Genomic DNA, 25,035 nt, shown 5'->3' with positions numbered 1-25,035 from the left:
GCGGAAGAAGGTTAATCCTATCGGTCAGAAGGCCTTGAAGGTCAGCGTCGTCAGCGAGCGAACAATGCCCGGAATATTGGCAATGTTGTCATTGATGAACTTGCCGATGTCCTGGCCCTCCTCGATATAGACCTTGAGAAGCAGGTCGTAATCGCCGCTCGTCGAATAAAGCTCCGAGACGCGTTCGGTCTGGTAGATCGCGTCGGCAACCTCGTAGGTCTTGCCGGGCGCGCATTGGAGCTGGACGAAAATGGGTTTCATGGGCGTTTCCTGCGAAAAATTCTGATGGGGCGCATAATGCTCGAAAGCGCTCTTCCGATGCAAGCCGTTCCGTCATCCTGCTTTTGCTTCTGCGGTGATCCAGCCGCGAAAGGCTGAAAGCGGCGCATAGTCGGCGCGCTCGAAAGGACAGGCGAGATAATAACTTTCGCTGCTTTCCATTTCCCGGCCGATCGCCGCGACAAGATCACCGCGCTTCAGCTCGTCCTGAATGAGAAATGTCGGCAGCAGCCCGACGCCGAGGCCGGTGATCGCTGCCTGGGCCGCCGTCGCAAACTGGTCGACCAACATGCCGTGTACGTTCTGGAAGGCGACTCTGTTATCGGCAAACCATCGCTCCCATGCATCAGGGCGGGTCGTCAGATGCAATAGGGGTACATCCAGCAGGTCCTCAGGTTTGGTGATGGCGTGCTGCCTCAGGAAGGCGGGGCTGCAGGCTGCAACGGTTTTTTCGGACATCAGGAAGGTCAATTCCGCTCCCGGCCAATGCGGATGGCCGAAGTGAATAGCCGCGTCGATGGAATCGAGCCGGAAATCGAAGGAGGAGAGCCGGGTGACGAGATTGATCGTAACGCCTGGATTCTGGCTCAGGAACCGGTCGAGGCGCGGTGCCAGCCAGCGGGTGCCGAAGGTCGGCAGGATGGCGAGGTTCAGCGTTCCCCCATGTGGATTAGCGCGCAGGTTCAGCGAAGCGCTGGAAATTCGGCGAAGTGCTTCGCGGATCTCGCGGGCGTAGCTGTCGCCCGCAAGCGTGAGGCGCACCGTCTGGCGTTCGCGAAGAAAAAGTTCAGCGCCAAGCTGTTCTTCAAGAGCCTTGATCTGGCGGCTGACAGCGCTCTGGGTAAGGTCGAGCTCGCGTGCTGCCGCCGTCACACTGCCGGTTCGGGCAACGGCCTCGAAGGCGGCAAGCAATGAGATCGACGGCAGAAATCGTCGCGAGGGCAGCATGGTTCATTCCAATTGAGAATGATCTGTTTCCAAAACGTCGATATTCACGCCGCAAGAGCCTTTGTAAAGAGCTCTATCCTGCAAAATCGGAATGACCCGGAGTTCTGATGCCGAGTACCTTCGTTTCCACCGACTGTATCCGTTCGCTCTTCACCGAAGCGATGTCTCAGATGTATCGCACGGAGGTGCCGCAATACGGCACGCTGATCGAGCTTGTGGCCGACGTGAATGCGGGAGTCTTGGCAAGGAACCCCAAATTGCGCGAGCGGCTGGACCGCGCCGGCGAACTCGATCGCATCGATGTCGAGCGCCATGGGGCAATCCGCCTCGGCACGGCTGATGAGCTGTTCACCATCCGCCGTCTGTTCGCCGTCATGGGCATGCAGGCGGTGGGTTACTACGATCTTTCAGTTGCGGGCGTGCCGGTGCACTCCACCTGTTTCCGGCCGGTCGATCAGGCAGCGCTCAACGTCAATCCGTTCCGCGTCTTTACCTCGCTGCTCCGGCTCGAATTGATCGACGACCGGGGACTTCGCGCCGAGGCGCAGACCATTCTGGCCAAGCGGCAAATCTATACGTCGCGCGCCATTGCCTTGATCGAGCGCCATGAGCAGAATGGCGGCCTGACGGAGGCAGAAGCCACCGAATTCGTCGCCGAGGCGCTCGAAACCTTCCGCTGGCATGGCGAAGCAACAGTCAGTGCACCAACCTACAGGCGTCTGCACGATGCCCATCGCCTGATTGCCGATGTGGTCAGCTTCAAGGGCCCCCATATCAACCATCTGACGCCGCGTACGCTTGATATCGACGAGGTGCAGCGGCGCATGCCGGAGCGCGGCATCACGCCGAAGGCCATCATCGAAGGTCCGCCACGGCGCGACTGCGATATCCTGCTGCGCCAGACAAGTTTCAAGGCGCTGGAGGAGCCGATCGCCTTTGCAGATGAAGCGGGCAAGACGCTGGGCACCCATACGGCCCGCTTCGGCGAGATCGAGCAGCGCGGCGTTGCGCTGACAAAAAAGGGGCGCGCACTCTACGACCGGCTGCTTGCCTCTGTGCGCAGCGAGGTGCAGGTCGGCGCTGCGGGAACCAAGGCAAATGATTATGATTGCGAGCTTGCGGAGCGCTTCAAATCGTTGCCCGACAGTTGGGATGCGCTGCGCCGGGATGAACTTGCCTTCTTTCACTATTCAGCCACGCCTGCCGGCATCGCGGCTGCCGCCGAGGGCGAGTTGCCGCCCGATCTGGAGTTGTTGATCGCCAAGCGCTATCTCGCTTTCGATCCGCTGGTCTATGAGGATTTCTTACCAGTCAGCGCGGCAGGCATCTTTCAATCCAATCTCGGTAGCGATCAGCAGGAGAACTATGCCACGCGCTCCAACCGAACAGTTTTCGAAGAAGCGTTGGGCGCGGCCGTGCAGGACGACCTGAAGCTCTATGCCGAGCGCCAGTCGTCTTCTTTCGACTTCGCGATGAAGACGCTGGGGATCGTCGGCCTGGCGTTGAAAACCGTTGACTGAGACTGCTTCCGCAATGCCGTGGACGGCGCTAGAGTGCCTGCCGCGATTGCTTTGAATGGACTGGCCATGCTGAATGATCCCCGCTCCCACGGGCTCTGGGAAAGGACCGCACCGCTGCCGCCCGAGACATCGGCTCTTCACGGCATGGCGTCGGCCGATGTGGTGATTGTCGGCGGCGGCTACACCGGGCTGTCGTCCGGTCTTCATCTTGCCGAGGCCGGTTCGAAGGTCGTGCTGTTGGAGGCCAAGGAGATCGGTTTTGGTGGGGCTGGCCGCAATGTCGGACTGATCAATGCCGGCATGTGGGTGATGCCGGACGATCTGCCTGGCGTTCTCGGTGAGATCTACGGCGATCGCCTGCTCGATATGCTGGGCGAGGCGCCTCGCCTTGTCATGGAGTTGATCGAAAAGCACGACATCGCCTGCGAGCTTGAAAAGAACGGTACGCTGCATTGCGCCGTCGGTGCGCACGGGTTGAGGGAAATTAAGGCGCGTGCTGCGCAGTGGTCCGCGCGCGGGGCGAAGGTGATGCTGCTCGATGCCGCAGAAACCGCCCGTCGCGTTGGCAGCAGTGCCTATGCCGGATCGCTGCTCGATATGCGTGCGGGAACACTGCAGCCGCTCGCTTATGCTCGAGGTCTGGCGCATGCGGGTATCAAGGCGGGCGTTTCGATTCATACGTCGAGCCCTGTCATCGCAACCGAGCGAAACGGCAGCCGATGGACGGTGAAGACTGACAGCGGCCAAGTGACCGCTGACTGGATTATCGTCGCGACGGATGCTTATAGCACCGGGCCATGGGAACAGGTCCGTGGCGAGCAAGTGCATCTTCCCTACTTCAATTTCGCGACGGCGCCGCTCAGCGACAATCTGCGCAAATCACTTCTGCCCGGTCGCGAGGGCTGTTGGGATACGCGGGAAATCCTGTCCTCATTCCGGATGGATCATGCCGGGCGCCTGATCTTCGGCAGTGTCGGAGCGCTGCGCAATACCGGCGCTGCAGTTCACAAAGGCTGGGCGAAACGATCGCTGAAGAGGCTCTTTCCGCAGATCGGCGACGTCGAATTCGAATATGAATGGTACGGCAAGATCGGCATGACCGACAATGCGCTGCCGCGCTTTCACAAGTTCGCGCCGAATGCCGTTGGCTTCTCCGGCTATAATGGCCGGGGCATTGCGCCTGGTACGGTCTTCGGCCGCACGCTGGCACAGCATATATTGGGCAGGATCGCGGAAGCGGACCTGCCCTTGCCGGTCACGGACCTGCGCAAACCCGGTTTCCGCGCGCTCAGGGAAATGTGGTACGAAGCCGGCGCCCAGGTCGCTCACTTCGCCGACGCGCGCTTTTGAGTAGAAGCTCGCAATCAAGAACAAGAAAGTTGGAAACACGACAATGACCATCGCTACGCTCGATCTCGCAGCCGAGACGCAGAAACTGCTTTCCGAACTTGGTGTCGACGCGGCCCGCTATACCGGCGGCTCGCTGCGCGTCGCTTCGCCGATCACCGGCAGGGAAATCGGCCTGCTCAAGGAACATTCCGTCGCTGATGCCAAAAAGGCGATCGACGAAGCGCACAAGGCATTTGCTGAATGGCGCGCAGTCCCTGCGCCCAAGCGCGGCGAACTCGTCCGCTTGCTTGGCGAGGAGCTTCGCGCGGCAAAGCCGGCGCTCGGCCGTCTCGTTTCCGTCGAGGTCGGCAAGATCACGTCCGAAGGTCTCGGCGAAGTCCAGGAAATGATCGACATCTGCGACTTCGCAGTCGGCCTTTCACGCCAGCTCTACGGCCTGACGATTGCAACAGAGCGCTCCGAGCACCGCATGATGGAAAGCTGGCATCCGCTCGGCGTGGTCGGCATCATTTCGGCCTTCAACTTCCCGGTCGCGGTCTGGTCGTGGAATGCAGCGCTTGCCCTCGTCTGCGGCAATTCCACCGTTTGGAAGCCGTCGGAAAAAACGCCGCTGACGGCACTTGCCGTACAGGCGCTGTTCGAAAAGGCTCTGAAGCGCTTCGTCGCCGAAGGCGGGCAGGCACCGGCGAACCTTTCGACGCTGCTGATTGGCGGCCGCGATGTCGGTGAGGTCCTCGTCGATCACCCGAAGGTACCGCTGATTTCCGCCACCGGCTCCACGGCCATGGGTCGCGCCGTCGGCCCGCGCCTGTCGCAGCGCTTTGCCCGTGCTATCCTTGAACTCGGCGGCAACAATGCCGCCATCATCTGCCCGACAGCCGATCTCGATCTGACCCTGCGCGGCGTTGCCTTTTCGTCGATGGGAACCGCCGGCCAGCGCTGCACGACGCTTCGCCGTCTCTTCGTGCACGAAAGCATCTACGACAAACTCGTGCCTCGCCTGCAGAAAGCCTATCAATCGGTCCCGATCGGCAATCCCCTGGAAAACGGGACGCTTGTCGGTCCGCTGATCGACAAAGCGGCCTTCGAGAAGATGCAGTCGGCTCTGTCCGAGGCAAGGTCGGCTGGCGGCAAGGTCACGGGCGGCGAGCGCGTCGAAAACGGGGCTGCCGAAGCCTTCTATGTGCGTCCGGCGCTTGTCGAGATGCCGTCTCAGACCGGTCCTGTCGAACACGAGACCTTCGCACCGATCCTATATGTCATGAAGTACACCGATTTCGACGACGTGCTGGACCTGCACAATGCCGTGCCGCAGGGCCTCTCCTCCTCGATCTTCACCAATGACATGCGTGAAGCCGAAACCTTCGTTTCCGCCCGCGGTTCGGATTGCGGCATCGCCAACGTCAATCTCGGCCCGTCGGGCGCCGAAATCGGCGGTGCTTTCGGCGGCGAAAAGGAAACTGGGGGTGGCCGCGAATCCGGCTCGGATGCCTGGAAGGCCTACATGCGCCGCGCGACGAACACGATCAACTACGGCAAGACGCTGCCGCTCGCCCAAGGTGTCAAGTTCGACGTCGAGTGATCGAGAGCCGCGTTGAATCTGAAGGGACGATGACGTAACACCGTCATCGTCCCTTCTTTTTTTGCCCAAGGTTTTTTCTCCATGCACATGACACTTGCCGCAGCCGAAGCGCTGGTCATCGACGCGTTGAAGCGAAGCGGAGTAGAGGAGGGCAATGCGCGCTCCGTCGCGCGTGCGCTGGTTGCCGCAGAAGCCGCAGGACAGGGTGGCCACGGGCTGCGCCGCGTCCTGGCCTATGCGGCCCAGGCAAGGTCCGGAAAGGTCGACGGAATAGCCAAGCCGGTCGTTTTCCAGCCCTTTCCGTCCATCATCCAGATCGACGCCTGCCACGGCTATGCTTATCCGGCTTTCGATCTCGCCGTGCCGTTGCTGTCGGAGACGGCGCGCAAACAGGGCATTGGGCTTGCCGCCATCCGCCGCTCGCATCATGCAGGTGTACTTGCGCTGACCGTCGAACGGTTTGCCGAAGCTGGCCTCGTGGCGCTGATGGTTGCGAATGCCACGGCTTCAATGGCTGCCTGGGGCGGACGCAAGCCCGTCTTCGGCACCAATCCCATTGCCTTTGCAGCGCCCGTTCCCGGAGACGATCCGATTGTCATCGACCTTGCATTGTCGCGCGTTGCGCGTGGCAAGATCATGGCCGCCCGGCAAAAGGGAGCATCGATCCCGTCGGATTGGGCCCTTGATCGTGACGGCCAGCCGACAACCGATGCGGTTGCCGCTCTGGAGGGCACCATGGTGCCGTCCGGCGAGGCCAAGGGTGCTGCCCTTGCCATGATGGTCGAAATTCTCGCAGCACCGCTTGCGGGTGCCAATTTTTCCTTTGAATCCACGTCTTTGTTCGATGACAAAGGAACAGCGCCCGGCCTTGGGCAGACCTTGATCGTCATCAATCCCGAAGCCAGCGGTGGAAGCTTCGCGGTATCGCGTCTGGGCGAGCTTGCCGCTCAAATTTCTTCCGATCCCGGCGTGCGCCTGCCCGGTCGCCGTGGTCAGAGCGCTCGAAAATACGCGCTGGAGCATGGCATCGAAGTCGAGGATGACGTGATCGACGCCATTCTGGCCATATAGGACATTCTAGAGTTGATGGATGGGTTCAAGTATTTGTGAAGGCCGGCGGCAAGGCGAAACTTGAAACCCGAAATCAAGAAAAATATACCGGGCGCGCATCACCCGGGACTTTGGGTGACACCGCCATGGAGAGCATCATGAAAATTTCTCTTGCGCGCTTTTCCGCGCTTGCTTTGGCCGCCTCTGTTCTTGCTGCGACGGCGCTGGCATCCAGCGCGCATGCGCAGGAATCCGATGGTATCGTCGTCTATAACGCTCAGCACGAAAGCCTCGGCCGCGAATGGATCGATGCCTTCACCAAGCAGACCGGCATTAAGGTCACGATGCGCCAAGGCAGCGATATGCAGTTCGCCAACCAGATCGTCCAGGAAGGCGACGCTTCCCCGGCCGACGTCTTCCTGACCGAGAACTCTCCGGCGATGGCGCTCGTCGATTCCGCGGGCCTTTTTGCCCCAGTCGACAAGGAAACGCTTGATCTGGTCCCGGCGCAGTACCGTCCGGCCGATGGCATGTGGACCGGGATCGCCGCCCGCTCGACGGTGTTTGTCTATGACAAGACCAAGCTTACCGAAGACAAGCTGCCGAAGTCGATGCTCGATCTCGCCGATCCGGCCTGGAAGGGCCGTTGGGGCGCGTCGCCTGCCGGTGCCGATTTCCAAGCGATCGTCGGTGCGCTGCTGCAGCTGAAGGGCGAAGAAGCAACGGTTCAATGGTTGAAGGCGATGAAGGAAAACGCAACGCCTTACAAGGGCAACAGCATTGCCATGAAGGCTGTCAATGCCGGCGAAGTCGAAGGCGCGCTCATCTATCATTACTATTGGTTCGGCGATCAGGCGAAGACTGGCGAAAACAGCAAGAATGTCGGCCTGCATTACTTCAAGAACCAGGACCCGGGCGCGTTCGTCAGCGTATCGGGCGGCGGCATCCTGAAGTCGACGCAGCATATGAAGGAAGCCCAGGCGTTCTTGAAGTTCGTCGCCGGCAAAGCCGGGCAGGACATCTTGAAGAACGGCACGTCCTACGAATACGCAGTCAGCGGCCAGTCGAACGACAAGCTCGTCCCGCTTGCCGATCTGAATGCGCCGAAGGTTGAGGCTTCGGAGCTTGACAGCAAGAAAGTCGTCGAGCTGATGACGGCGGCGGGGCTGATCTGAGCCTTCCTGCCGCAGGCCCATTGAGTCAAAACTATTGCTTTTGGCTCAAGAAAACCTTACGGCATGACCATTCCGGCAACCGCTTCAAAAAGGGACGGTTGCCTTCCTTTTCCAGCGTATCAAAGGCGTCGGCCTTGCTGCAAGACAACAGATCGCTTGTTTGCGGGCTCGCGCCCGGCAATGGAGCGCCAGTCAGCGGGACAGGTTTCCTGCGCGGGCGCATGCCGCACGCCTCCGTCGTCGTCTTTGCAACGCTTATCGCAATTTTGAGCCTCGTGCCGCTTGGCTTCATCGGTTGGATGACCGTCAATGTCGGCTGGCAGACGGTCAAGGAGCTGGTCTTCCGGCCCCGTGTCGGCGAACTGCTCGTCAACACGATCTTCCTCGAGGCGCTCACCATTCCCCTGTCGATTGCTCTTGCCGTGACGCTCGCCTGGCTGACGGAGCGGACCGATGTCCCGTTTCCGCGGTTCTGGTCCTGGCTTGCCGTTGCGCCGCTTGCCGTTCCAGCCTTCGTGCACAGCTATGCCTGGGTGAGCCTCGTTCCCGGCATGCGCGGCCTGCAGAGCGGCGTCTTTGTTTCCGTGCTCGCCTATTATCCTTTTCTCTATCTGCCGGTCGCTGCTGCTCTTCGCCGCCTCGATCCGGCGATCGAGGACGCTGCTGCGTCACTTGGACTAAATCCCTGGCGCGTCTTCTTCCGCACGATCCTGCCGCAGTTGCGGCTTGCGATCTGTGGAGGCTCGCTCTTGATCGGGCTGCATCTCCTGTCGGAATACGGGCTTTACGTGATGATCCGCTTCGACACCTTTTCGACCGCGATCGTCGATCAGTTCCAGTCGGCCTATAACAGCCCTGCGGCCAATATGCTCGGCGGTGTGCTGGTCGCTTTTTGTCTTTTCCTGCTTGGCCTAGAAATCCTGCTGCGCGGCAACGAGCGCTACGCCCGCGTCGGATCCGGTTCCGCACGTCCCGCCGATCGCCGTCGTCTCGGCTGGTTTGTCGTACCTGCCATTCTGCTGCCGGGCACGCTTGCGGTGCTGACGCTCGGTGTCCCGCTGATGACGCTCGGCCGCTGGCTCTATCTCGGCGGCGGCGAGATCTGGCGGCTGGATGCGGTCGGAAATGCGTTCGTTCAGACGATCGTCCTTGCCGTCGCAGGCGGCGTGCTGACGACGATCGCGGCCGCGCCCATGGCCTGGCTTTCGGTCCGCGCCCCGGGGCGGTTCCAGCGCTTGCTCGAAGGCTGCCACTATTATGTCGGCTCGCTTCCGGGCGTCGTCGTGGCGCTTGCCTTGGTGACGATCACCGTGCGGCTGGCGCTGCCGCTCTACCAGACTTTTGCGACCCTCATCGTTGCCTATGTCCTGCTTTTCCTGCCGCGTGCGATGGTCGGACTTCGTGCCAGCATCGCACAAGCACCTGTCGAGCTGGAACGGGCTGCCATGTGCCTGGGGCGCACGCCATCGCAGGCCGTGCGCCAGATTACCATGCGCCTTGCTGCCCCGGGCTTTGCTGCAAGCATTGCGCTGTCGGCGCTTGGCATTACCAACGAACTGACGGCAACGCTGATGTTGTCGCCGAACGGCGTTGAAACGCTGGCAACGAAATTCTGGTCTCTGACCAGCGAAATCGACTATGTGTCGGCCGCTCCCTATGCGGTGATGATGATCGTGCTGTCGCTGCCGCTGACCCTTCTTCTTTATGCCCAATCGAAACGGACCGCCGGCCAATGACCCTGCTTACGATCCAGTCTGTCAGCAAGCGCTATGGCCAAGTGACAGCCCTGGACAAGGTGACGCTGAGCGTTGCCGCCGGAAGCCGCACCGCAGTCGTCGGCCCCTCGGGTTCGGGCAAAACGACTTTGCTGCGCATCGTCTCCGGCTTCGAGCGGCCGGATGAAGGGCAGGTCGTCCTCAACGGTGAAGTGCTCGCGGATGGCTCGACAACCGTTCCCGCGCACAAGCGCGGCATCGGCATCGTCTCGCAAGACGGGGCGCTTTTCCCGCATCTGAGCGTTGCCGACAATATCGGCTTCGGTTTCGAGCGAAGCGCTCCCGATCGCGGAAAACGGATCGTCGAACTACTGGATATGGTCGAGCTCGACCGCAACATGCTGACGCGCCGTCCCCACCAGCTTTCGGGCGGCCAGCAGCAGCGCGTGGCTCTGGCAAGAGCCCTCGGCCGCAAGCCGCGCCTCATGCTGCTCGACGAACCCTTCTCCGCACTCGATACCGGCCTTCGCGAACACATGCGCAAGGCTGTCGCGCGTGTGCTGCAGGCGGCGGACATCACGACGATTCTCGTCACCCACGATCAGGCAGAGGCCCTCTCCTTTGCCGATCAGGTCGCGGTGCTCAGGGAAGGAAAGCTGATCCAAGCGGGTTCACCGCAATCCCTCTACCTGCAGCCGAAGGACCGCGAGACCGCACTCTTTCTGGGTGATGCGGTGATGCTTCCGGCGATCATCCGCGATGGCTTTGCCGATTGCGCGCTCGGCCGTGTTGCGGTGGAAGGCAGCCATCAAGGCAAGGCCGAGATCATGCTGCGGCCGGAGCAGATCCGCGTCGTTGCCGATAAAAGCGAACCTGCCCATGGTGGTCGTGTCGTCGAGGTCGAGTTCGGCGGCGCGACCTGCACCGTGGCGGTGTCTCTGGAAGGCGTGGCGCTGCCGCCGATCTTGATCAAGACATCCAGCGTGGCTTTGCCCGAACGCGGCGATCGTGTTCGCCTTGATATCGCCGGCAAGGCGCATGTCTTCGGCCGCCGTTAAGCGGTCTTTCGCGAAACCCTGTCCGTTTCCGCCCGCTCCAGCCAGCCGCCCGTAAAACCGGCCCGTTCAAGGCCGAGACGAATGACCGGCGACTGCCGCATCAATTGCCAGATGAATTCCGACCGATCGTTTTCGATCGTCATCACCAGCAATCCCTGGTCGATCGCGACGCATCGATCGTCAACCCAACCTTCAGGCCGGGCAGTCTTCACCGTCGGGTTGAAGCCGCCTGGAAAGCGGCCTTCACAGAGCAGATCGGGATAGGCGGTGAGCAGCGCCTTCAGGCCATCCAGCGACGCCTGCCGGTCGTAGGGCAATGCCGCAACCGCCGCCCAGGGCGCTATTGTCCCGTCATCCGGGCCAAGCGGTGCACCACGGGCGGCGTAACCCAGCACCTTCGGCCGGCGGCCGCTGCGCATGTTGCGCGTCGGTGGCGGGCCGTCGGTGGCCGAAAGTCCCCAGACATCCTTATGGTAGCCAACGAAGTGTCCGGGGTTGCGTTCGGCATAATCGCGCTGCACGGCGATCGAAACTTGTGTGTTGCAGAAATAGTCCCAGTCGCGGGCGGCCATCTCTCGATCCTGGATCCCGCGGAAGTCGATCCAGGCATGCGGGAAGAGGTGAATGAAGAACGGGCCAGCATAGAGATAGGGCGTTTTGCCGAAGAGCATCCAGGAATAGCTTGAGACGAAGGCATCGTAGCTTGATGGCGGGATCGGATGGGTCGGCGAAGCAAGCGCCAATATATAAAGCAGGAGCGCCTCGTCATATCCTTGCCAGCGCCAGCGCAGAAAGCCACTGCCCGGCTTCCAGCCCATGCTGACGGTCTGCCCCTTGTTCAACGCCCAATGCCAGTCGATGCGCTCATAGATGAATTTCGCGAGTTCGCGGATTTCAGTCTCCACCGCATCGGCCCGATCGAAATAGGCCGCAGCCGTCAGCATGCCGGCGACCAGCAAGGTCGTGTCGATTGTCGAGAGTTCGCTGTTCCAGGCCCGGTGGCCGGTATCCATATGCAGGAAGTGGTAATAGAAGCCGCGATAGCCGGTCGCGTGGCGTTCGCGTCCCTGATGGCTCCTGGCAAAGAAACGCAGCGTCGTGACCGACCTGCCTGCCGCTTCCGCCCGCGTCATCCATCCCCGCTCGGCAGCGACCGCGTAGCTCGAAATCGCAAAGCCGACGGCAGCGATGCTGCAAGGAACTCCGGGCACTGACGTATCCGCGACCAGGCCGTTTTCAAGATTGGTATATTTCAGAAAATAGTCGAATGCGGATTTCTGCAGCCTGTCGATCAGCGCGGCATCCGTGTCGTCAATTCGTTGCAGCATACATCAAACCAAACGTTGCCCGCCCGCGCTCAACATGGCGATGCGTTGCGCGCAAATCAAACTTTTTTCAGCTAATGCGGCAAATGGCTGCGCCCGGCCGTTTTGGCGACGCGGCGTGCGGACATGGCGTTAAACCATTAAACCGCCTCACGGCGGTTTATCATAAGGTTTTGATATGTTTGAAAATTGGAGCGGGCGAAGGGATTTGAACCCTCGACCCCAACCTTGGCAAGGTTGTGCTCTACCCCTGAGCTACACCCGCTCAATCCGCATCGGTCCGGGGTAGTTGGTGGACCGTGGGCTGCCACCTTGCGGCGACGGGCGCTATATGGCCCAATCGATTTTCAAATGCAACAGGGAAATCACCCAAAGGCCAAGAAAAATTCCACGCCGTCAGAAGCTCCTTTTCAAACTGCCGCAAATTCAGGAAAAAGCGTCGATCCGGAAGATTGCAAAACACGTCCCTCCGACTTAATCAGGGGCACCTTATTCTTTCCAGGACGGACGCCGCGATGACCGAAGCCAGGCCGAAAAACAAGAACGATCTTTTCGCCTTCCTCGATGGGCTCGGCATCGCACACAGCACGCATGAGCATGCTCCAGTCTTCACCGTGGCCGAATCGGTGTCGCTGCGCGATGCTATTCCCGGCGGGCATACAAAAAACCTTTTCGTGAAAGATAAGAAGGATCAGTTCTTCCTGCTGACGGTCGAGGAGCATGCCGTAGTCGATCTCAAGACAGTGCATGCGCTGATCGGCGCCGCCAGCAAGGTTTCGTTTGGCAAGCCGGAAAAGCTGATCGAATATCTTGGCGTGATCCCCGGCGCGGTCACCGCCTTTGGCGCCATCAACGACACGGGCAACAACGTGACCTTCGTTCTCGATGCAGACTTGATGAAGGAGGAGGTCGTCAATTGCCATCCGTTGTCAAACGATGCGACGACATCGATTGCAAGCGCAGATCTCATCCGCTTCATGGAAGCGACCGGCCATAAGCCGCTTGTCTTGAAAGTGACGGCCTGACATACGATTTTAGCGCTAGAAAAAGCCGGGCAACCGGCATGGCGGGAGATACCAATGAGCGGTAGCGACAATTCTTACAGCAATTCCTTCGGCAGTCAGATGTCGGCAACAGCGACCTTCGGTTCGGCGCCGCAGCCGGCGGCCGGCGGCGGACATATCAGGGATACGACAACCGCCACGTTCACGAAGGACGTCATCGAGGAATCGCGCAACCAGCCGGTGCTTGTCGATTTCTGGGCGCCTTGGTGCGGTCCATGCAAACAATTGACGCCAGTCCTCGAAAAGGTGGTCAATGAAGCGCAAGGCCGCGTGAAGCTCGTGAAGATGAATATCGACGATCATCCGTCGATTGCAGGCCAGCTTGGCATCCAGTCGATTCCCGCTGTGATCGCTTTCGTCGGCGGCCGCCCGGCCGACGGTTTCATGGGTGCCGTGCCGGAAAGCCAGATTCGCCAGTTCATCGACCGCATTGCCGGTCCTGCCGGTGCCGACCAGGCCGCGGAGATCGAAGCGGTTCTCGAGGAGGCCGCGGGACTTCTGGCCGCGGGTGACGTTAATGGCGCCGCGCAACTCTACGGCGCGGTTATGCAAGCCGATCCGGAAAATGCCAAGGCGATTGCCGGGATGGCCCAATGCCTGATTGCCGCCAACCAGCATCAGCGCGCTCGCGAAACGCTGACCGATCTGCCGGACGAGCTTGCCAAGGACGCCGGCATTCAGGCCGTCATTACGAAGCTCGATCAGATCGAAGAAGCCCGCAAGCTCGGTGATCCGATCGCCCTCGAACACGACCTTGCGCTCGACCCTGATAACCACGACGCGCGCATGAAGCTTGCCAAGATCCTGAATGTCGAGGGCAAGCGCGACGAGGCGGCCGAGCATCTGCTCCATATCATGCGCAAGGACCGGACCTTCGATGACGACGGCGCACGCCGCCAACTCCTGCAGTTCTTCGAAGTCTGGGGCTTCAAGGATCCGGCAACGCTGTCGGCGCGGCGCAAGCTGTCGGCGATGCTCTTCTCGTAACTTTAAGGCCTTGCCCTTGCGTTTTTGGGCAAGGGCACCACATTTCAGGGGCAGGACAGGGAGCAGCTTTTCGCTCCTGTCGCTTGGGTGTGGGACAAGTTTTGATGCAAGTCGGGAACGCAAGATATTTAAAGCCCGGCGATCTGCCAGATTCGATCGCCGTCTTTCCTCTGACCGGCGCTCTTCTTCTGCCTACGGGACAGCTTCCGTTGAACATTTTCGAACCGCGTTATCTCGCGATGTTTGACGCTGCGTTGGCTGGCAACCGGCTGATCGGCATGGTCCAGCCGGCGCTCGGCGACAACGATTCGACTTCGGGCAACAAAGGCAGCGAACCTCAACTTGCGCCCGTCGGCTGCATCGGCCGGATCACCTCTTTCGCCGAAACAGGCGACGGGCGCTATATCGTTTCGCTGACGGGTGTCTGCCGTTTCCGCCTGCTTGGCGAGAAAATGACGCATGAGCCGTTCAGAAGCTTCCGCATCGCTCCCTTCATTTCCGATCTCTCTGCACGCGACGAGGAAGATGCCGTCGATCGTGGCGCTTTGCTCTCCGCTTTCAGGGCCTATCTCGACGCGAACAAGCTGGAAGCTGATTGGGAAAGCGTAGAGCGCGCCAGCAATCTGACGCTCGTGAATTCGCTTGCGATGATGTCGCCCTTTGGCCCTGCAGAAAAGCAGGCGCTGCTGGAGGCTCCCGATCTCAAAACCAGGGCGGAAACCCTGATCGCTATCACTGAAATCGTGCTTGCGCGGGTCTTCGGTGACTCCGATACGGTTTTGCAGTAATTCATCGGATATGGACGAAAAACTAAGTCGTGTTGATCCGAAACTGCTTGAGCTGCTTGTTTGTCCGCTGACCAAGGGCACGCTGCGCTATGACCGCGAGCACAACGAACTCGTCTCGGAAAAGGCGCGCCTTGCCTATCCGATCCGTGACGGCATCCCGATCATGCTGGTGTCAGAGGCGCGGCGGCTCGACGATTAGATCGTCTCGCCTGCCAGAAGTCGTGGATTGTTCCTGGCCGCGGTCCCGGCCGCCTGCCCGATGAAGAAGGATTTGAGGCCCGGCAGCCGGTCGACGATTCCGAGGCCGACGTCGCGGGCAATGCGTAACGGCATCATGTCATTGGAAAACAGCCGGTTCAGCACGTCGGTCGTCACCCCCATGCGGAAAGTATCGAAGCGGCGCCAAGTCTGGTAACGCTCGAGTATATTGATCGAGCCGATATCGAGCCCGAGCCGGTCGGCCTCGACGATCGTTTCCGCCAATGCTGCCACGTCTTTGAAGCCGAGATTGAGGCCTTGGCCGGAAATCGGGTGAATGCCGTGTGCTGCATCGCCTGCAAGTGCAAAGCGTGGCGCCACGAAAGCCCGGGCGAGCGTGAGGCCGAGCGGGAAGGCGCGCCTTTCGCCAATCACCTTGAGCGCGCCGAGCTTGTGGCCGAAACGGCGCTCCAGTTCCTCTTCGAAAATCAGGTCGTCGCCGGCAACAAGCCGGTCGGCATCGTGTGCCCGCTCGGTCCAGACAAGGGAGGACCGGTTGTTGGTGAGCGGCAGGATCGCAAAGGGGCCGGAAGGCAGGAAATGCTCTTCGGCGCAGCCATTGTGCGGCCGCTCGTGCTCGACGGTCACCACGATGCCGGACTGACCGTAATCCCAGCTGACCGTCTTGATGCCCGCCAGATCGCGGAGTTTCGAGCGAACGCCATCGCAGGCGACGAGCAAGCGTGATTGAAGTGTGCTGGCATCGGACAACGTCACAGAGATCCGGTTTTCTTCTGTCTTCAGGCCGGTGGCGCTCAGTCCATGCCGGATTTCGATGCCGAGACGATCACAGACGCCGCGCAACGCCCGGACCAGGACGGCGTTCGGGATCATGTGCGCAAAAGGGCGGCCATCTTCCACTTCACCATCGAAGGTGAGGAAAACCGGGCGGACCGGATCGGCTGTCCTCGAATCGGTCACGATCATCTTGGTGATCGGCTGGGCTTCGGGTTGAATTTCCTCCCAGATGCCGAAGACCTCCAGCATCTTCGTTGCCGCGGCGATGATTGCCGAGGCGCGCATATCCTTCTGCCATACATGCTCAGGCGCCGCTTCAACGACCGCGACATCGAGGTGGGGCGCCGCCTGCTTGACCGCGACCGCCGCGGAAAGGCCGACGTAACCTGCGCCAACAACCAGCATGTCCTGCATCGCCCGCTCTCCGCGCCTTGTGATTACTTTGATGATCTATATAGATCATCGCATCCCCACTTCCTACCGTTGGGAGCTGAACAAATGATGGACGACGCGGCCAAACCCACAGCCATGGAAACGCTGCTCGCGACGCTTGATCTCGAGCCGATCGAGGTCGATATCTTTCGCGGCCGCAGTCCGCAGGTCGGCTGGCAGCGCGTCTTTGGCGGACAGGTGATCGGTCAGGCATTGATGGCTGCCCAGCGGACGATCGAGGCAGAGCGCTTCGTTCACTCGCTGCATGCTTATTTTATGCGGCCAGGCGATCCCTCCGTACCGATCGTCTATCAGGTGGAGCGCATCCGTGACGGATCGAGCTTCAACACGCGCCGGGTGGTGGCAATCCAGCACGGCAAGGCGATTTTTGCGCTCTCGTGCTCCTTCCAGATCGAGGAGCCGGGTTTTGATCATCAGCTCGCAATGCCCGATGTTCTCATGCCGGAAACACTGCTGGGCGAACAGCAGATCAAGGAGCAGTATCTCGCGCATGCGCCGGCGGCTGTGCGCAAATACTGGGAGCGCGAACGGCCGATCGAAATCCGGCCGGTTTCGCTGACACACTACCTTTCCGACAAGAAACTCGACCCGCGCCAGGACGTGTGGGTACGGGCGACAGGACCGGTCCCGGACAGTCGGCACTATCAAGCTGCCGTGCTTGCCTATCTCTCCGACATGACGTTGCTCGATACCTCGCTCTACGCCCATGGGACGTCGATCTTCGACCAGAGCCTGCAGGTTGCGAGCCTTGACCATTCCATGTGGTTTCATCGGCCTGACAAACTTGAGGATTGGCTGCTTTACACACAAGACAGCCCATCGGCTTGCGGTGCGCGCGGTCTCACGCGCGGTAGCCTTTTTACCCGGTCGGGTGTTCTGATTGCGTCAGTCGCGCAGGAAGGTCTGATTCGGAAAAAGGCAAATGAATAAAAAATGTGCAATTTTGCGAATTTGGGCATTATTTGGGCGGTTGTTGCCGTGTCATTTGCCTCTTAAATAGCACCGTTCATTATAGTCTTTACTTTTCAATAACTTATAATCGCTTCGAAACTGGCACGCCCTTTGAATGTAGATCCCCAGTCGCTGTTCTTGAACGTCAGCGGCAAGGAGAGTCGGCACCGCGCCGAGGATAACGAAGGATGGGAAAACCAGATGAAAATTGTGATGGCCATTATCAAGCCGTTCAAGCTCGATGAGGTCCGCGAGGCCCTCACGGCGATCGGCATTCAGGGCCTGACCGTGACCGAAGTGAAGGGCTACGGACGCCAGAAGGGACATACCGAAATCTATCGCGGTACGGAATATGCGGTCAGCTTCCTGCCGAAGCTCAAGATCGAAATCGCAGTCGCATCAGAAATCGTCGACAAGGCCGTCGAAGCCATCGCGTCGTCGGCCAAGACCGGCCAGATCGGCGACGGCAAGATTTTCGTCTACTCGATCGACCATGCCGTCCGTATCCGCACGGGCGAAACCGATACCGAAGCGCTGTAAGAACGGCCGAGCAAGGAGCTTTATCCCAATGTCAATTTCGAAGTTTTCTTCCACATTTGCGCGGCTCGGGGCTGCGTCTGCCGCGCTCCTAGCGCCGGTCGTCGCCTTTGCGCAGGAGACCGCGCCGGCTGCTGCCGATGCCGCGGCTGCAGCGGCTCCGGCCTTCACCATGGATAAGGGTGACAATACCTGGATGCTCGTCTCCTCGGCGCTCGTGCTGTTGATGACCATTCCTGGCCTGGCTCTCTTCTATGGCGGCCTCGTGCGCGCCAAGAACATGCTCTCCGTGCTGATGCAGGTCTTCATGATCACCGCCGTCGTGTCCCTGATCTGGGTCACCTACGGCTACTCGCTGGCCTTCACCGACGGCGGTTCGCTGAACAGCTTCATCGGCGGTTTCTCCAAGGCCTTCCTTGCCGGCGTCAACACGTCGTCGCTCGCCGAGACCTTCTCGAAGGGCGTCGCCATTCCGGAATACACCTTCATCGTGTTCCAGATGACGTTTGCCTGCATCACGCCCGGCCTCATCGTCGGCGCGTTTGCCGAGCGCATCAAATTCTCCGCCCTCATCCTCTTCGTTATCCTGTGGGTCACCTTCATCTATTTCCCGATGGCACACATGGTCTGGTTCTGGGGTGGTCCGAGCTCCTACACCTCGCCGTCCGGCCTGATCTTCTCCTATGGTGCAATCGACTTCGCCGGCGGCACGGTCGTTCACATCAATGCCGGTATTGCCGGCCTCGTCGGCGCCATCATGCTTGGCAAGCGCACGGGCTATAAAAAGGAAATCATGGCTCCGCACTCCATGACGCTCACCATGGTCGGTGCATCGCTTCTGTGGGTCGGCTGGTTCGGCTTCAATGCCGGTTCCAACCTCGAAGCCAACTCCTATGCTTCGCTCGCCATGATCAACACCTTCGTCGCAGCGGCTGCTGCCGCTGTTTCCTGGTGCATCGTCGAAACCTTCGCCCGCGGTAAGGCTTCCATGCTGGGTGCTGCTTCGGGTGCTGTTGCCGGTCTCGTTGCCGTTACGCCGGCAGCAGGCTTTGCAGGTCCGATGGGCTCGATCGTTCTCGGCCTGATCGTCTCGCCGGCCTGCTACTTCTTCGTCGACGTCGTGAAGAACAAGTTCAACTACGACGACAGCCTTGACGTCTTCGGCGTGCATTGCATTGGCGGCATCATCGGCGCGATCGGCACTGGCATTCTCGTCAACCCGGCTCTCGGCGGCGCAGGTATCGTCGACTACTCGACCCCGGACTTTGCTGCATCCTACGCCGGGACGGCAACTCAGGTCTGGGCTCAGCTAAAGGGCGTCCTGACGACCCTCGTCTGGTCGGGCGTCGGCTCGGCGATCCTTTACAAGATCGTCGACCTCATCGTCGGCCTGCGCGTAACCCCTGAGGCAGAACGCGAAGGTCTCGACCTGTCGACCCATGGCGAAGCCGCCTACCACTCTTCTTGATGGCAGGGTCAGCGGCGCCTGGAAAAGGGCGCCGCTCAGCCCGTCGCGGCTCTGTTCAGCTATACAGGCCCAATCGTGGCCCGGACCTTTGGTTCGGGCCCTTTTTATTTGCCGGTCCGGCTTGTCCAGCCTCTCATGGTTAACATCGCTTTAACCCTCCTTTGATTAGGTGGGGCGGACGCATATTGCGTGGCGACGCCTCGGCGATTCGCGCGCTCAGCATTGGACGGGTTGGGTATATGGCAAGAAGCACGTCGCCGGTGATTGATAGCCGGCCGGACCGTTTCTCCCTCACAGGGTTCGTGTTGCGGCAGGCGCAGGCTCTCCTGGGCTTTGCGATCTTCCTGCTGTTGGCGCTCGCAGTCGCGGCACTCGCGACATGGAACGTCACAGATCCGAGCTATTCCTACGCAACCGGCAATCCGCCGGCAAACGTCCTGGGATATGGCGGTGCCGCCTTTGCCGACATCGCCATGCAGTTCTTCGGCCTTGCAAGCGTCGTGGCGCTGTTGCCGGTCGTCGCCTGGGCCCTGGCATTGATTTCAGGCCGTCGTATTAGCCGCATTCCTGCACGGGCCGGCGCCTGGGCTCTCGGCTCGATCCTTTCGTCTGCCGTGATCGGATGCTTTCCGCCGCCGTTGACATGGCCGATCCCCAACGGCATCGGTGGCGTCATCGGCGATATGATCCTGCGTTTTCCGGCTCTTTTTGTCGGAGCCTATCCGAGCGGCGCGTTCGCCACGGCGGTCGGCTGCGTGTTCGCGCTGCCCACAGCCTGGATGATGCTCTTTGCTGCCGGCATCGTCGGCCGCACCGAAGGCGAAGAGGACGAGGGCGATGCACTCGTGGCTATACCTTCCAAGGCCCGCTCGGTTGGTGATGCCGACGAGGAGGAGGATGACGAAGGCGGCGGCTGGCTCGCGTTCGGAGCGCTGACACATGCCTGGTATATGAGCCAGGCGCGGATGCGCCGCATCCTCGGCATGGCGCCACGCAAGCGCCGCCAGAGCGATTTCGAATCGCCCTACGACTTCAACGATGATGAATTCGGCACCCTGAACGAGCCCGTCCGCGCCAAGGCGCCGGCAGGCCGCAGCGAGCGCCTGGAGCCGTCCATGGAACCGCGCGCCAATTCGCTGCGTCGGGTCGTCTCTGCGCCCTCGATTTCGATCAGCGACGACGATGGCGAAGCGCCATTCGATAGCGACATGCCTCCGCGTCCGGCCGATATTCTACCGGACGACGACGAAGATGACTGGATGATACGTGCACCGGCAAAGGCGGCCGGCGGCAAGCCTGAGCCGCGCGTCGTGCCGCAGATCTCGCGTCCGAAGCCAGGTGCCCGCATCGAACGGGAATCACAGGGTACCTTCATTCGTCCGGAAGGCTTCCAGCTCCCCTCTATTCACCTGCTCGCCGAACCAAAGAATGTCATCCGTGACTCATCGCTTTCCGCCGATGCGCTGGAGCAGAATGCCCGCATGCTCGAAGGCGTTCTGGAAGACTTCGGCGTCAAGGGCGAAATCATCCATGTCCGCCCGGGCCCGGTCGTCACACTCTACGAGCTCGAGCCTGCCCCGGGCATCAAGTCCTCGCGCGTCATCGGCCTTGCCGACGACATTGCCCGCTCCATGAGCGCGATCGCCGCCCGTGTCGCTGTGGTCCCTGGCCGCAACGCGATCGGCATCGAACTGCCGAACTCGACGCGTGAAACTGTTTACCTGCGTGAACTGATCGCATCGCGTGATTTCGAAGGTTCGAAGGCGAAGCTCGCCATGGCACTCGGCAAGACGATCGGCGGCGAAGCCGTCATTGCCGATCTCGCGAAGATGCCCCACCTGCTGGTTGCCGGTACGACGGGCTCCGGCAAGTCGGTTGCCATCAACACCATGATCCTCTCGCTGCTCTATCGTCTGACGCCGGAACAGTGCCGCTTGATCATGATCGATCCGAAAATGCTCGAGCTTTCGGTCTATGACGGCATTCCGCATTTGCTGTCGCCAGTGGTCACCGATCCGAAGAAGGCTGTTGTCGCGCTCAAATGGACGGTCCGCGAGATGGAAGAGCGCTACAAGAAAATGTCGAAGATCGGCGTCCGCAACATCGATGGCTTCAATGCGCGCGTTGAGCAGGCGCTGGCCAAGGGCGAGGCGATCTCCCGAACCGTGCAGACAGGCTTTGACCGCCACACCGGCGAAGCGATGTACGAAACCGAGGAATTCGACCTGCAGCCGATGCCCTACATCGTTGTCATCATCGACGAAATGGCCGACCTCATGATGGTCGCCGGCAAGGATATCGAAGGCGCCGTCCAGCGTCTGGCGCAGATGGCGCGCGCCGCAGGCATCCACGTGATCATGGCGACCCAGCGTCCGTCCGTCGACGTCATCACCGGCACGATCAAGGCGAATTTTCCGACCCGTATCTCCTTCCAGGTCACGTCGAAGATCGACAGCCGCACGATCCTCGGCGAACAGGGCGCCGAGCAACTGCTCGGCATGGGCGATATGCTCTATATGGCTGGTGGCGGGCGCATTCAGCGCGTCCATGGTCCCTTCGTGGCTGATATGGAAGTCGAGGAGATCGTGTCCTATCTGAAGACCCAGGGCGCACCGCAATATCTTGATGCGATCACCGCTGATGATGACGAAGACGATGATTACGGCGGTCCGGCGGGGACCTCAAATCTGGCCGATTCCGACGATCCCTACGATCAGGCGGTCGCCATCGTGCTTCGCGACGGCAAGGCCTCGACCTCCTACATCCAGCGCCGTCTCGGCATCGGTTACAACCGCGCCGCATCATTGATCGAGCGCATGGAGCAGGAAGGCGTCATCGGACCTGCGAACCACGCAGGCAAGCGCGAAATCCTGGTTCCGACCGAAGGCGATATCCTCGATCGCTAGAGGCCGAAAAAAGATGCCGGGGCAATGACTTCACGGAAACCTGATCGCCTCGCAAACGTTACCTTCTGCAGCGATGCCTCTGCGCCATGAAGACGCCGCCTTTCGGCAGCATGCAGGTCGCATCATAGGAGACCTAGATGACCAACTCCGATTTCAATTCCAGTGGCTTGCTGCTCAGCCGCCGTCACCTTCTCGGGGCCATGGCTCTGGCGGCTGTTTCGGCTGCAGCGCCGTTCGGCGCCCTTGCGCAGGCAGCGGCCGGCGGTTCTTCAACGGCACAGGCAATTGCCGACCATTTCTCCAACGTCGCCACCATGCAGGGCGAATTCGTGCAGTTCGGCCCGCGCGGCGAACAGACAGGCGGCAAATTCTACATCGAGCGCCCCGGCAAGCTGCGCTTCAACTACAACGATCCGTCGCCGATCCGGGTGATCTCCGACGGCAGGAATGTCGCGGTCGGGAACCTGAAGCTGAAGACCTGGAGTCTCTATCCGCTGTCCAAGACGCCGCTCAGCCTGCTGCTTGCACGCAGGATCAACTTGTCGGACGGTTCGGTAAAGAGCGTGAAGGAGGAATCGGACCTGACGACGATTTCGCTTGGCAACAAGACGATCTTCGGGAATTCGACGATCACGATGATGTTCGATCCGAAGACCTACGATCTGCGTCAGTGGACGATCACCGATAACCAGGGCAAGGACACGTCCGTGATGGTGTTCAATGTGAGGACCGGCGTTCAGTTTGATCAGAAGGTCTTCAGGGTGCCGTACGAAAGCATTCCAGGGACTGCCGCTTCCCGTGACTGACATATGACTTTCTGTGAAAAACGCCCGGTGAAAGCCGGGCGTTTTTGCGTGTGGACGTTCCATCCGCAACCCCTTTGCTCTAAGGCCTTTTCAGTCTCGTTGAAAGGCAATTGCATGAGCTTCTCGATTACCACCTGGAACATCAACTCGGTGCGGCTGCGCATGCCGATCGTCGAGCAGTTCGTCCTCAAGCACAGGCCGGACATCCTCTGCCTGCAGGAAACCAAGGTTCCGAACGAACTCTTTCCGGCGGCCCCTCTGCGCGCCATGGGTTACGAGCACATCATCGTCCATGGCCAGAAGGGCTACCACGGCGTCGCAATCGCCTCGCGCATCCCGCTCCAGGAGGATCATCGCCTGGATTACGGAAATGTCGGCCACGCGCGCCATGTCTCGGCGGTCTTCGAGCGTGGAGGGCGCCGCGTGCGGCTGCATAATTTCTATGTACCCGCCGGCGGCGACGAGCCGGACCCGGCCATCAATCCGAAGTTCGCTCATAAGCTGGATTTCGTCGAGGAAATGAAGCTGCTGAAGGCCAACGGCGAAGCGAATACCTCGGCGATACTCGTCGGCGATCTCAACATCGCGCCGCTCGAGCACGACGTTTGGTCGCACAAGCAGATGCTGAAGATCGTCAGCCATACGCCGGTCGAAACCGAGGGCCTGCTGGAGGCGATGAGGCGCGGAGCCTGGCTTGATCTCATGCGCCAGCACGTGCCGTCGAACGAAAAGCTCTATACCTGGTGGAGTTACCGCGCCAAGGACTGGGAGGCTGCCGATCGTGGCCGCCGCCTCGATCACATCTGGTCGTCATCGGACCTCGGCCCGCTGCTCCAGCGCATCGAAATCCTCAAGGAAGCTCGCGGATGGGACCGGCCCTCCGATCACGTGCCCGTGACTGCGCATTTCAATTTCTGAGATCTACGAAAAGCGGTGAAGCTGTGCGCTCGCGCGCGACGCCAATTCCGCGATGTTGTCGCGAATGCGGCTTTCTATGATGCGGGCCGCATCCGGATATTCCTCGATCAGCCTGTAAAAGAGTGCCCGCGTGATGCGGATCACACTGGAATCCTCCCGCGCCACGGCGGTGAACTTTCGCTCCACCAGCGTTACGAGAGCGAGCTCGGACAGCAATGTGCCCTCGCGTGCGATGTGCGCGACCTTCGGATGACCGTCGGGGCCCGTCGTGCTGAGTTCCAGCGCGCCGCTGGCGACGACATAAGCGCTTTCGGCCGGCGATCCTTCGCGGAAAAGCATCTGCCCGGTGGAAATCGAACGGCGGTCGGCGCCGAAGGCGATCAGCCGCAACTGGTCGGCCGACATGCCTTTGAAGAGCGGCTGCTGCGAAAGCATGTTAATGTCGTCTGTCAGCGCCATCCGGCTCTTTGCCCTAAGGTACGATCTTGTAGCCGCCGTTTTCCGTTACCAGGATCTCGGCGTTCGACGGGTCGCGCTCGATCTTCTGGCGAAGGCGGTAGACGTGCGTTTCAAGCGTATGGGTCGTCACGCCGGAATTATAGCCCCACACTTCTTCAAGAAGGACGTCCCGGGTAACCACCTTCTGTTCGGCGCGATAGAGATAGCGGATGATCGCCGCTTCCTTCTCCGTGAGGCGAATCTTCTGGCCGTTTTCGGTGGTCAACAGCTTCTGGCTCGGCTTGAAGAGATAGGGCCCGACCGTGAAGGTCGCGTCCTCGCTTTGTTCGTGCTGCCGGAGCTGGACGCGGATGCGGGCCAGAAGCACCGAGAAGCGGAAGGGCTTGGTGACATAGTCGTTGGCGCCGGCCTCCAAACCGAGGATCGTATCGGAATCCGTATCGTGCCCGGTCAGCATGATGATCGGCGCCTTGAAGCCACCCTTGCGCAGCAGCTTCACGGCTTCGCGTCCGTCCGTATCCGGCAGTCCGACATCCATGATCAGCAGATCGACGGGCGTGTTGCGAGCAGCTTGTATGCCCTTGCCGGCCGTCGCCTCCTGCAGGACCGTGAACTCATCATAGAGCGCAAGCTGCTCCGTGAGAGTTTCGCGAAGGTCGTCGTCGTCATCCACCAGTAGAATGGTGCGTGCGGTCATGCG

The 25,035-nt window shown here is 60.6% G+C and carries 22 protein-coding genes, 1 tRNA gene and 1 pseudogene; 17 read left to right on the top strand and 7 right to left on the bottom strand.

Annotation, left to right across the window (positions count from 1 at the left end):
* Positions 1-24: 24 nt before the first annotated feature.
* On the bottom strand, positions 25-261 hold the full coding sequence (locus AM571_RS19710) for an Lrp/AsnC ligand binding domain-containing protein (RefSeq protein ID WP_016556708.1): 237 nt from the start codon (positions 259-261) through the stop codon (positions 25-27).
* A 72-nt stretch (positions 262-333) separates the two neighbouring features.
* Positions 334-1,227 carry a LysR family transcriptional regulator gene (locus AM571_RS19705; RefSeq protein WP_074062852.1) on the bottom strand — a complete coding sequence of 298 codons (894 nt, stop codon included), beginning with the start codon at positions 1,225-1,227 and terminating at the stop codon, positions 334-336.
* A 107-nt stretch (positions 1,228-1,334) separates the two neighbouring features.
* Here AM571_RS19705 and AM571_RS19700 point away from each other — a divergent pair, with 107 nt between their 5' ends.
* The 7 genes and pseudogenes from AM571_RS19700 to AM571_RS19670 all read left to right on the top strand — a co-directional run bounded on the left by AM571_RS19700 (position 1,335) and on the right by AM571_RS19670 (position 10,677).
* On the top strand, positions 1,335-2,747 hold the full coding sequence (locus AM571_RS19700) for a VOC family protein (RefSeq protein WP_074062851.1): 1,413 nt from the start codon (positions 1,335-1,337) through the stop codon (positions 2,745-2,747).
* A 66-nt stretch (positions 2,748-2,813) separates the two neighbouring features.
* Positions 2,814-4,097 carry an NAD(P)/FAD-dependent oxidoreductase gene (locus AM571_RS19695; RefSeq protein ID WP_074063373.1) on the top strand — a complete coding sequence of 428 codons (1,284 nt, stop codon included), beginning with the start codon at positions 2,814-2,816 and terminating at the stop codon, positions 4,095-4,097.
* Positions 4,098-4,140: 43 nt separating this feature from the next.
* Positions 4,141-5,679 (top strand): aldehyde dehydrogenase family protein, encoded by a 1,539-nt coding sequence (locus AM571_RS19690; RefSeq protein ID WP_074062850.1) that lies wholly within the window; start codon positions 4,141-4,143, stop codon positions 5,677-5,679.
* An 81-nt stretch (positions 5,680-5,760) separates the two neighbouring features.
* Complete coding sequence (locus AM571_RS19685; protein WP_074062849.1) at positions 5,761-6,750, top strand: Ldh family oxidoreductase; 990 nt, start codon at positions 5,761-5,763, stop codon at positions 6,748-6,750.
* Between the two features lie 137 nt (positions 6,751-6,887).
* Positions 6,888-7,904, top strand: coding sequence for an iron ABC transporter substrate-binding protein (locus AM571_RS19680; protein WP_074062848.1), 1,017 nt, complete (start codon positions 6,888-6,890; stop codon positions 7,902-7,904).
* Positions 7,905-7,924: 20 nt separating this feature from the next.
* Positions 7,925-9,640 (top strand): annotated as a pseudogene (locus AM571_RS19675) (ABC transporter permease).
* Positions 9,637-10,677: an ABC transporter ATP-binding protein gene (locus tag AM571_RS19670; protein ID WP_074062846.1), complete on the top strand. Its 1,041-nt coding sequence runs from the start codon at positions 9,637-9,639 to the stop codon at positions 10,675-10,677. The pseudogene AM571_RS19675 and the gene AM571_RS19670 overlap by 4 nt, the downstream one beginning before the upstream one ends.
* Here AM571_RS19670 and AM571_RS19665 read toward each other — a convergent pair.
* Entirely contained in the window at positions 10,674-12,005 is a 1,332-nt protein-coding gene (locus tag AM571_RS19665) for a glucoamylase family protein (protein ID WP_074062845.1), read from the bottom strand. The two genes, AM571_RS19670 and AM571_RS19665, sit on opposite strands and share 4 nt — an antisense overlap.
* A gap of 187 nt (positions 12,006-12,192) precedes the next feature.
* Positions 12,193-12,267: transfer RNA gene (locus AM571_RS19660), tRNA-Gly, on the bottom strand.
* 250 nt (positions 12,268-12,517) lie between these two features.
* Between AM571_RS19660 and AM571_RS19655 the strand changes: the two genes are divergently transcribed.
* From AM571_RS19655 to AM571_RS19640, 4 genes are all read left to right on the top strand, one after another.
* On the top strand, positions 12,518-13,027 hold the full coding sequence (locus AM571_RS19655) for a prolyl-tRNA synthetase associated domain-containing protein (protein WP_074062844.1): 510 nt from the start codon (positions 12,518-12,520) through the stop codon (positions 13,025-13,027).
* A 54-nt stretch (positions 13,028-13,081) separates the two neighbouring features.
* Positions 13,082-14,053: a thioredoxin gene (trxA, locus tag AM571_RS19650; protein ID WP_074062843.1), complete on the top strand. Its 972-nt coding sequence runs from the start codon at positions 13,082-13,084 to the stop codon at positions 14,051-14,053.
* 104 nt (positions 14,054-14,157) lie between these two features.
* Positions 14,158-14,841 (top strand): LON peptidase substrate-binding domain-containing protein, encoded by a 684-nt coding sequence (locus AM571_RS19645; protein ID WP_074062842.1) that lies wholly within the window; start codon positions 14,158-14,160, stop codon positions 14,839-14,841.
* 10 nt (positions 14,842-14,851) lie between these two features.
* Positions 14,852-15,040 carry a Trm112 family protein gene (locus tag AM571_RS19640; protein WP_039846422.1) on the top strand — a complete coding sequence of 63 codons (189 nt, stop codon included), beginning with the start codon at positions 14,852-14,854 and terminating at the stop codon, positions 15,038-15,040.
* Here the strand turns inward: AM571_RS19640 and AM571_RS19635 are convergent.
* A complete protein-coding gene (locus AM571_RS19635; RefSeq protein ID WP_074062841.1) occupies positions 15,037-16,251 on the bottom strand; it encodes a ubiquinone biosynthesis hydroxylase in 1,215 nt (404 codons plus the stop codon). The genes AM571_RS19640 and AM571_RS19635 overlap by 4 nt on opposite strands.
* Positions 16,252-16,335: 84 nt before the next feature.
* Between AM571_RS19635 and tesB the strand changes: the two genes are divergently transcribed.
* The 6 genes from tesB to AM571_RS19605 all read left to right on the top strand — a co-directional run bounded on the left by tesB (position 16,336) and on the right by AM571_RS19605 (position 23,876).
* Positions 16,336-17,220, top strand: coding sequence for an acyl-CoA thioesterase II (gene tesB, locus AM571_RS19630; RefSeq protein WP_074062840.1), 885 nt, complete (start codon positions 16,336-16,338; stop codon positions 17,218-17,220).
* Between the two features lie 222 nt (positions 17,221-17,442).
* Positions 17,443-17,781, top strand: coding sequence for a P-II family nitrogen regulator (locus tag AM571_RS19625; protein WP_027511789.1), 339 nt, complete (start codon positions 17,443-17,445; stop codon positions 17,779-17,781).
* 28 nt (positions 17,782-17,809) lie between these two features.
* Positions 17,810-19,246, top strand: a complete 1,437-nt coding sequence (locus AM571_RS19620; RefSeq protein WP_074062839.1) for an ammonium transporter — start codon at positions 17,810-17,812, stop codon at positions 19,244-19,246.
* 239 nt (positions 19,247-19,485) lie between these two features.
* A complete protein-coding gene (locus AM571_RS19615) occupies positions 19,486-22,152 on the top strand; it encodes an FtsK/SpoIIIE family DNA translocase (protein ID WP_074062838.1) in 2,667 nt (888 codons plus the stop codon).
* Between the two features lie 137 nt (positions 22,153-22,289).
* Complete coding sequence (locus AM571_RS19610; protein ID WP_074062837.1) at positions 22,290-22,958, top strand: outer membrane lipoprotein carrier protein LolA; 669 nt, start codon at positions 22,290-22,292, stop codon at positions 22,956-22,958.
* Positions 22,959-23,072: 114 nt separating this feature from the next.
* Complete coding sequence (locus AM571_RS19605) at positions 23,073-23,876, top strand: exodeoxyribonuclease III (RefSeq protein ID WP_074062836.1); 804 nt, start codon at positions 23,073-23,075, stop codon at positions 23,874-23,876.
* 3 nt (positions 23,877-23,879) lie between these two features.
* Here AM571_RS19605 and AM571_RS19600 read toward each other — a convergent pair whose 3' ends face one another.
* Both AM571_RS19600 and AM571_RS19595 read right to left on the bottom strand, forming a co-directional pair.
* A complete protein-coding gene (locus AM571_RS19600; RefSeq protein ID WP_074062835.1) occupies positions 23,880-24,335 on the bottom strand; it encodes a cyclic nucleotide-binding domain-containing protein in 456 nt (151 codons plus the stop codon).
* Between the two features lie 13 nt (positions 24,336-24,348).
* Positions 24,349-25,032: a response regulator transcription factor gene (locus tag AM571_RS19595; protein WP_074062834.1), complete on the bottom strand. Its 684-nt coding sequence runs from the start codon at positions 25,030-25,032 to the stop codon at positions 24,349-24,351.
* Positions 25,033-25,035 lie beyond the last annotated feature (3 nt).

The organism is Rhizobium etli 8C-3 (assembly GCF_001908375.1).
Taxonomy (GTDB): Bacteria; Pseudomonadota; Alphaproteobacteria; order Rhizobiales; family Rhizobiaceae; genus Rhizobium; species Rhizobium etli_B.
Note: the sequence above shows the minus strand (reverse complement) of the source record. Positions and strands in the feature narration are given on the sequence as shown.

Bases quoted from the DNA above. Each gene is read 5' to 3' on its own strand.
- AM571_RS19710 (WP_016556708.1), bottom strand. From the start codon at position 261: ATGAAACCCATTTTCGTCCAGCTCCAATGCGCGCCCGGCAAGACCTAC.
- AM571_RS19705 (WP_074062852.1), bottom strand. From the start codon at position 1,227: ATGCTGCCCTCGCGACGATTTCTGCCGTCGATCTCATTGCTTGCCGCC.
- AM571_RS19700 (WP_074062851.1), top strand. From the start codon at position 1,335: ATGCCGAGTACCTTCGTTTCCACCGACTGTATCCGTTCGCTCTTCACC.
- AM571_RS19695 (WP_074063373.1), top strand. From the start codon at position 2,814: ATGCTGAATGATCCCCGCTCCCACGGGCTCTGGGAAAGGACCGCACCG.
- AM571_RS19690 (WP_074062850.1), top strand. From the start codon at position 4,141: ATGACCATCGCTACGCTCGATCTCGCAGCCGAGACGCAGAAACTGCTT.
- AM571_RS19685 (WP_074062849.1), top strand. From the start codon at position 5,761: ATGCACATGACACTTGCCGCAGCCGAAGCGCTGGTCATCGACGCGTTG.
- AM571_RS19680 (WP_074062848.1), top strand. From the start codon at position 6,888: ATGAAAATTTCTCTTGCGCGCTTTTCCGCGCTTGCTTTGGCCGCCTCT.
- AM571_RS19670 (WP_074062846.1), top strand. From the start codon at position 9,637: ATGACCCTGCTTACGATCCAGTCTGTCAGCAAGCGCTATGGCCAAGTG.
- AM571_RS19665 (WP_074062845.1), bottom strand. From the start codon at position 12,005: ATGCTGCAACGAATTGACGACACGGATGCCGCGCTGATCGACAGGCTG.
- AM571_RS19655 (WP_074062844.1), top strand. From the start codon at position 12,518: ATGACCGAAGCCAGGCCGAAAAACAAGAACGATCTTTTCGCCTTCCTC.
- trxA (WP_074062843.1), top strand. From the start codon at position 13,082: ATGAGCGGTAGCGACAATTCTTACAGCAATTCCTTCGGCAGTCAGATG.
- AM571_RS19645 (WP_074062842.1), top strand. From the start codon at position 14,158: ATGCAAGTCGGGAACGCAAGATATTTAAAGCCCGGCGATCTGCCAGAT.
- AM571_RS19640 (WP_039846422.1), top strand. From the start codon at position 14,852: ATGGACGAAAAACTAAGTCGTGTTGATCCGAAACTGCTTGAGCTGCTT.
- AM571_RS19635 (WP_074062841.1), bottom strand. From the start codon at position 16,251: ATGCAGGACATGCTGGTTGTTGGCGCAGGTTACGTCGGCCTTTCCGCG.
- tesB (WP_074062840.1), top strand. From the start codon at position 16,336: ATGATGGACGACGCGGCCAAACCCACAGCCATGGAAACGCTGCTCGCG.
- AM571_RS19625 (WP_027511789.1), top strand. From the start codon at position 17,443: ATGAAAATTGTGATGGCCATTATCAAGCCGTTCAAGCTCGATGAGGTC.
- AM571_RS19620 (WP_074062839.1), top strand. From the start codon at position 17,810: ATGTCAATTTCGAAGTTTTCTTCCACATTTGCGCGGCTCGGGGCTGCG.
- AM571_RS19615 (WP_074062838.1), top strand. From the start codon at position 19,486: ATGGCAAGAAGCACGTCGCCGGTGATTGATAGCCGGCCGGACCGTTTC.
- AM571_RS19610 (WP_074062837.1), top strand. From the start codon at position 22,290: ATGACCAACTCCGATTTCAATTCCAGTGGCTTGCTGCTCAGCCGCCGT.
- AM571_RS19605 (WP_074062836.1), top strand. From the start codon at position 23,073: ATGAGCTTCTCGATTACCACCTGGAACATCAACTCGGTGCGGCTGCGC.
- AM571_RS19600 (WP_074062835.1), bottom strand. From the start codon at position 24,335: ATGGCGCTGACAGACGACATTAACATGCTTTCGCAGCAGCCGCTCTTC.
- AM571_RS19595 (WP_074062834.1), bottom strand. From the start codon at position 25,032: ATGACCGCACGCACCATTCTACTGGTGGATGACGACGACGACCTTCGC.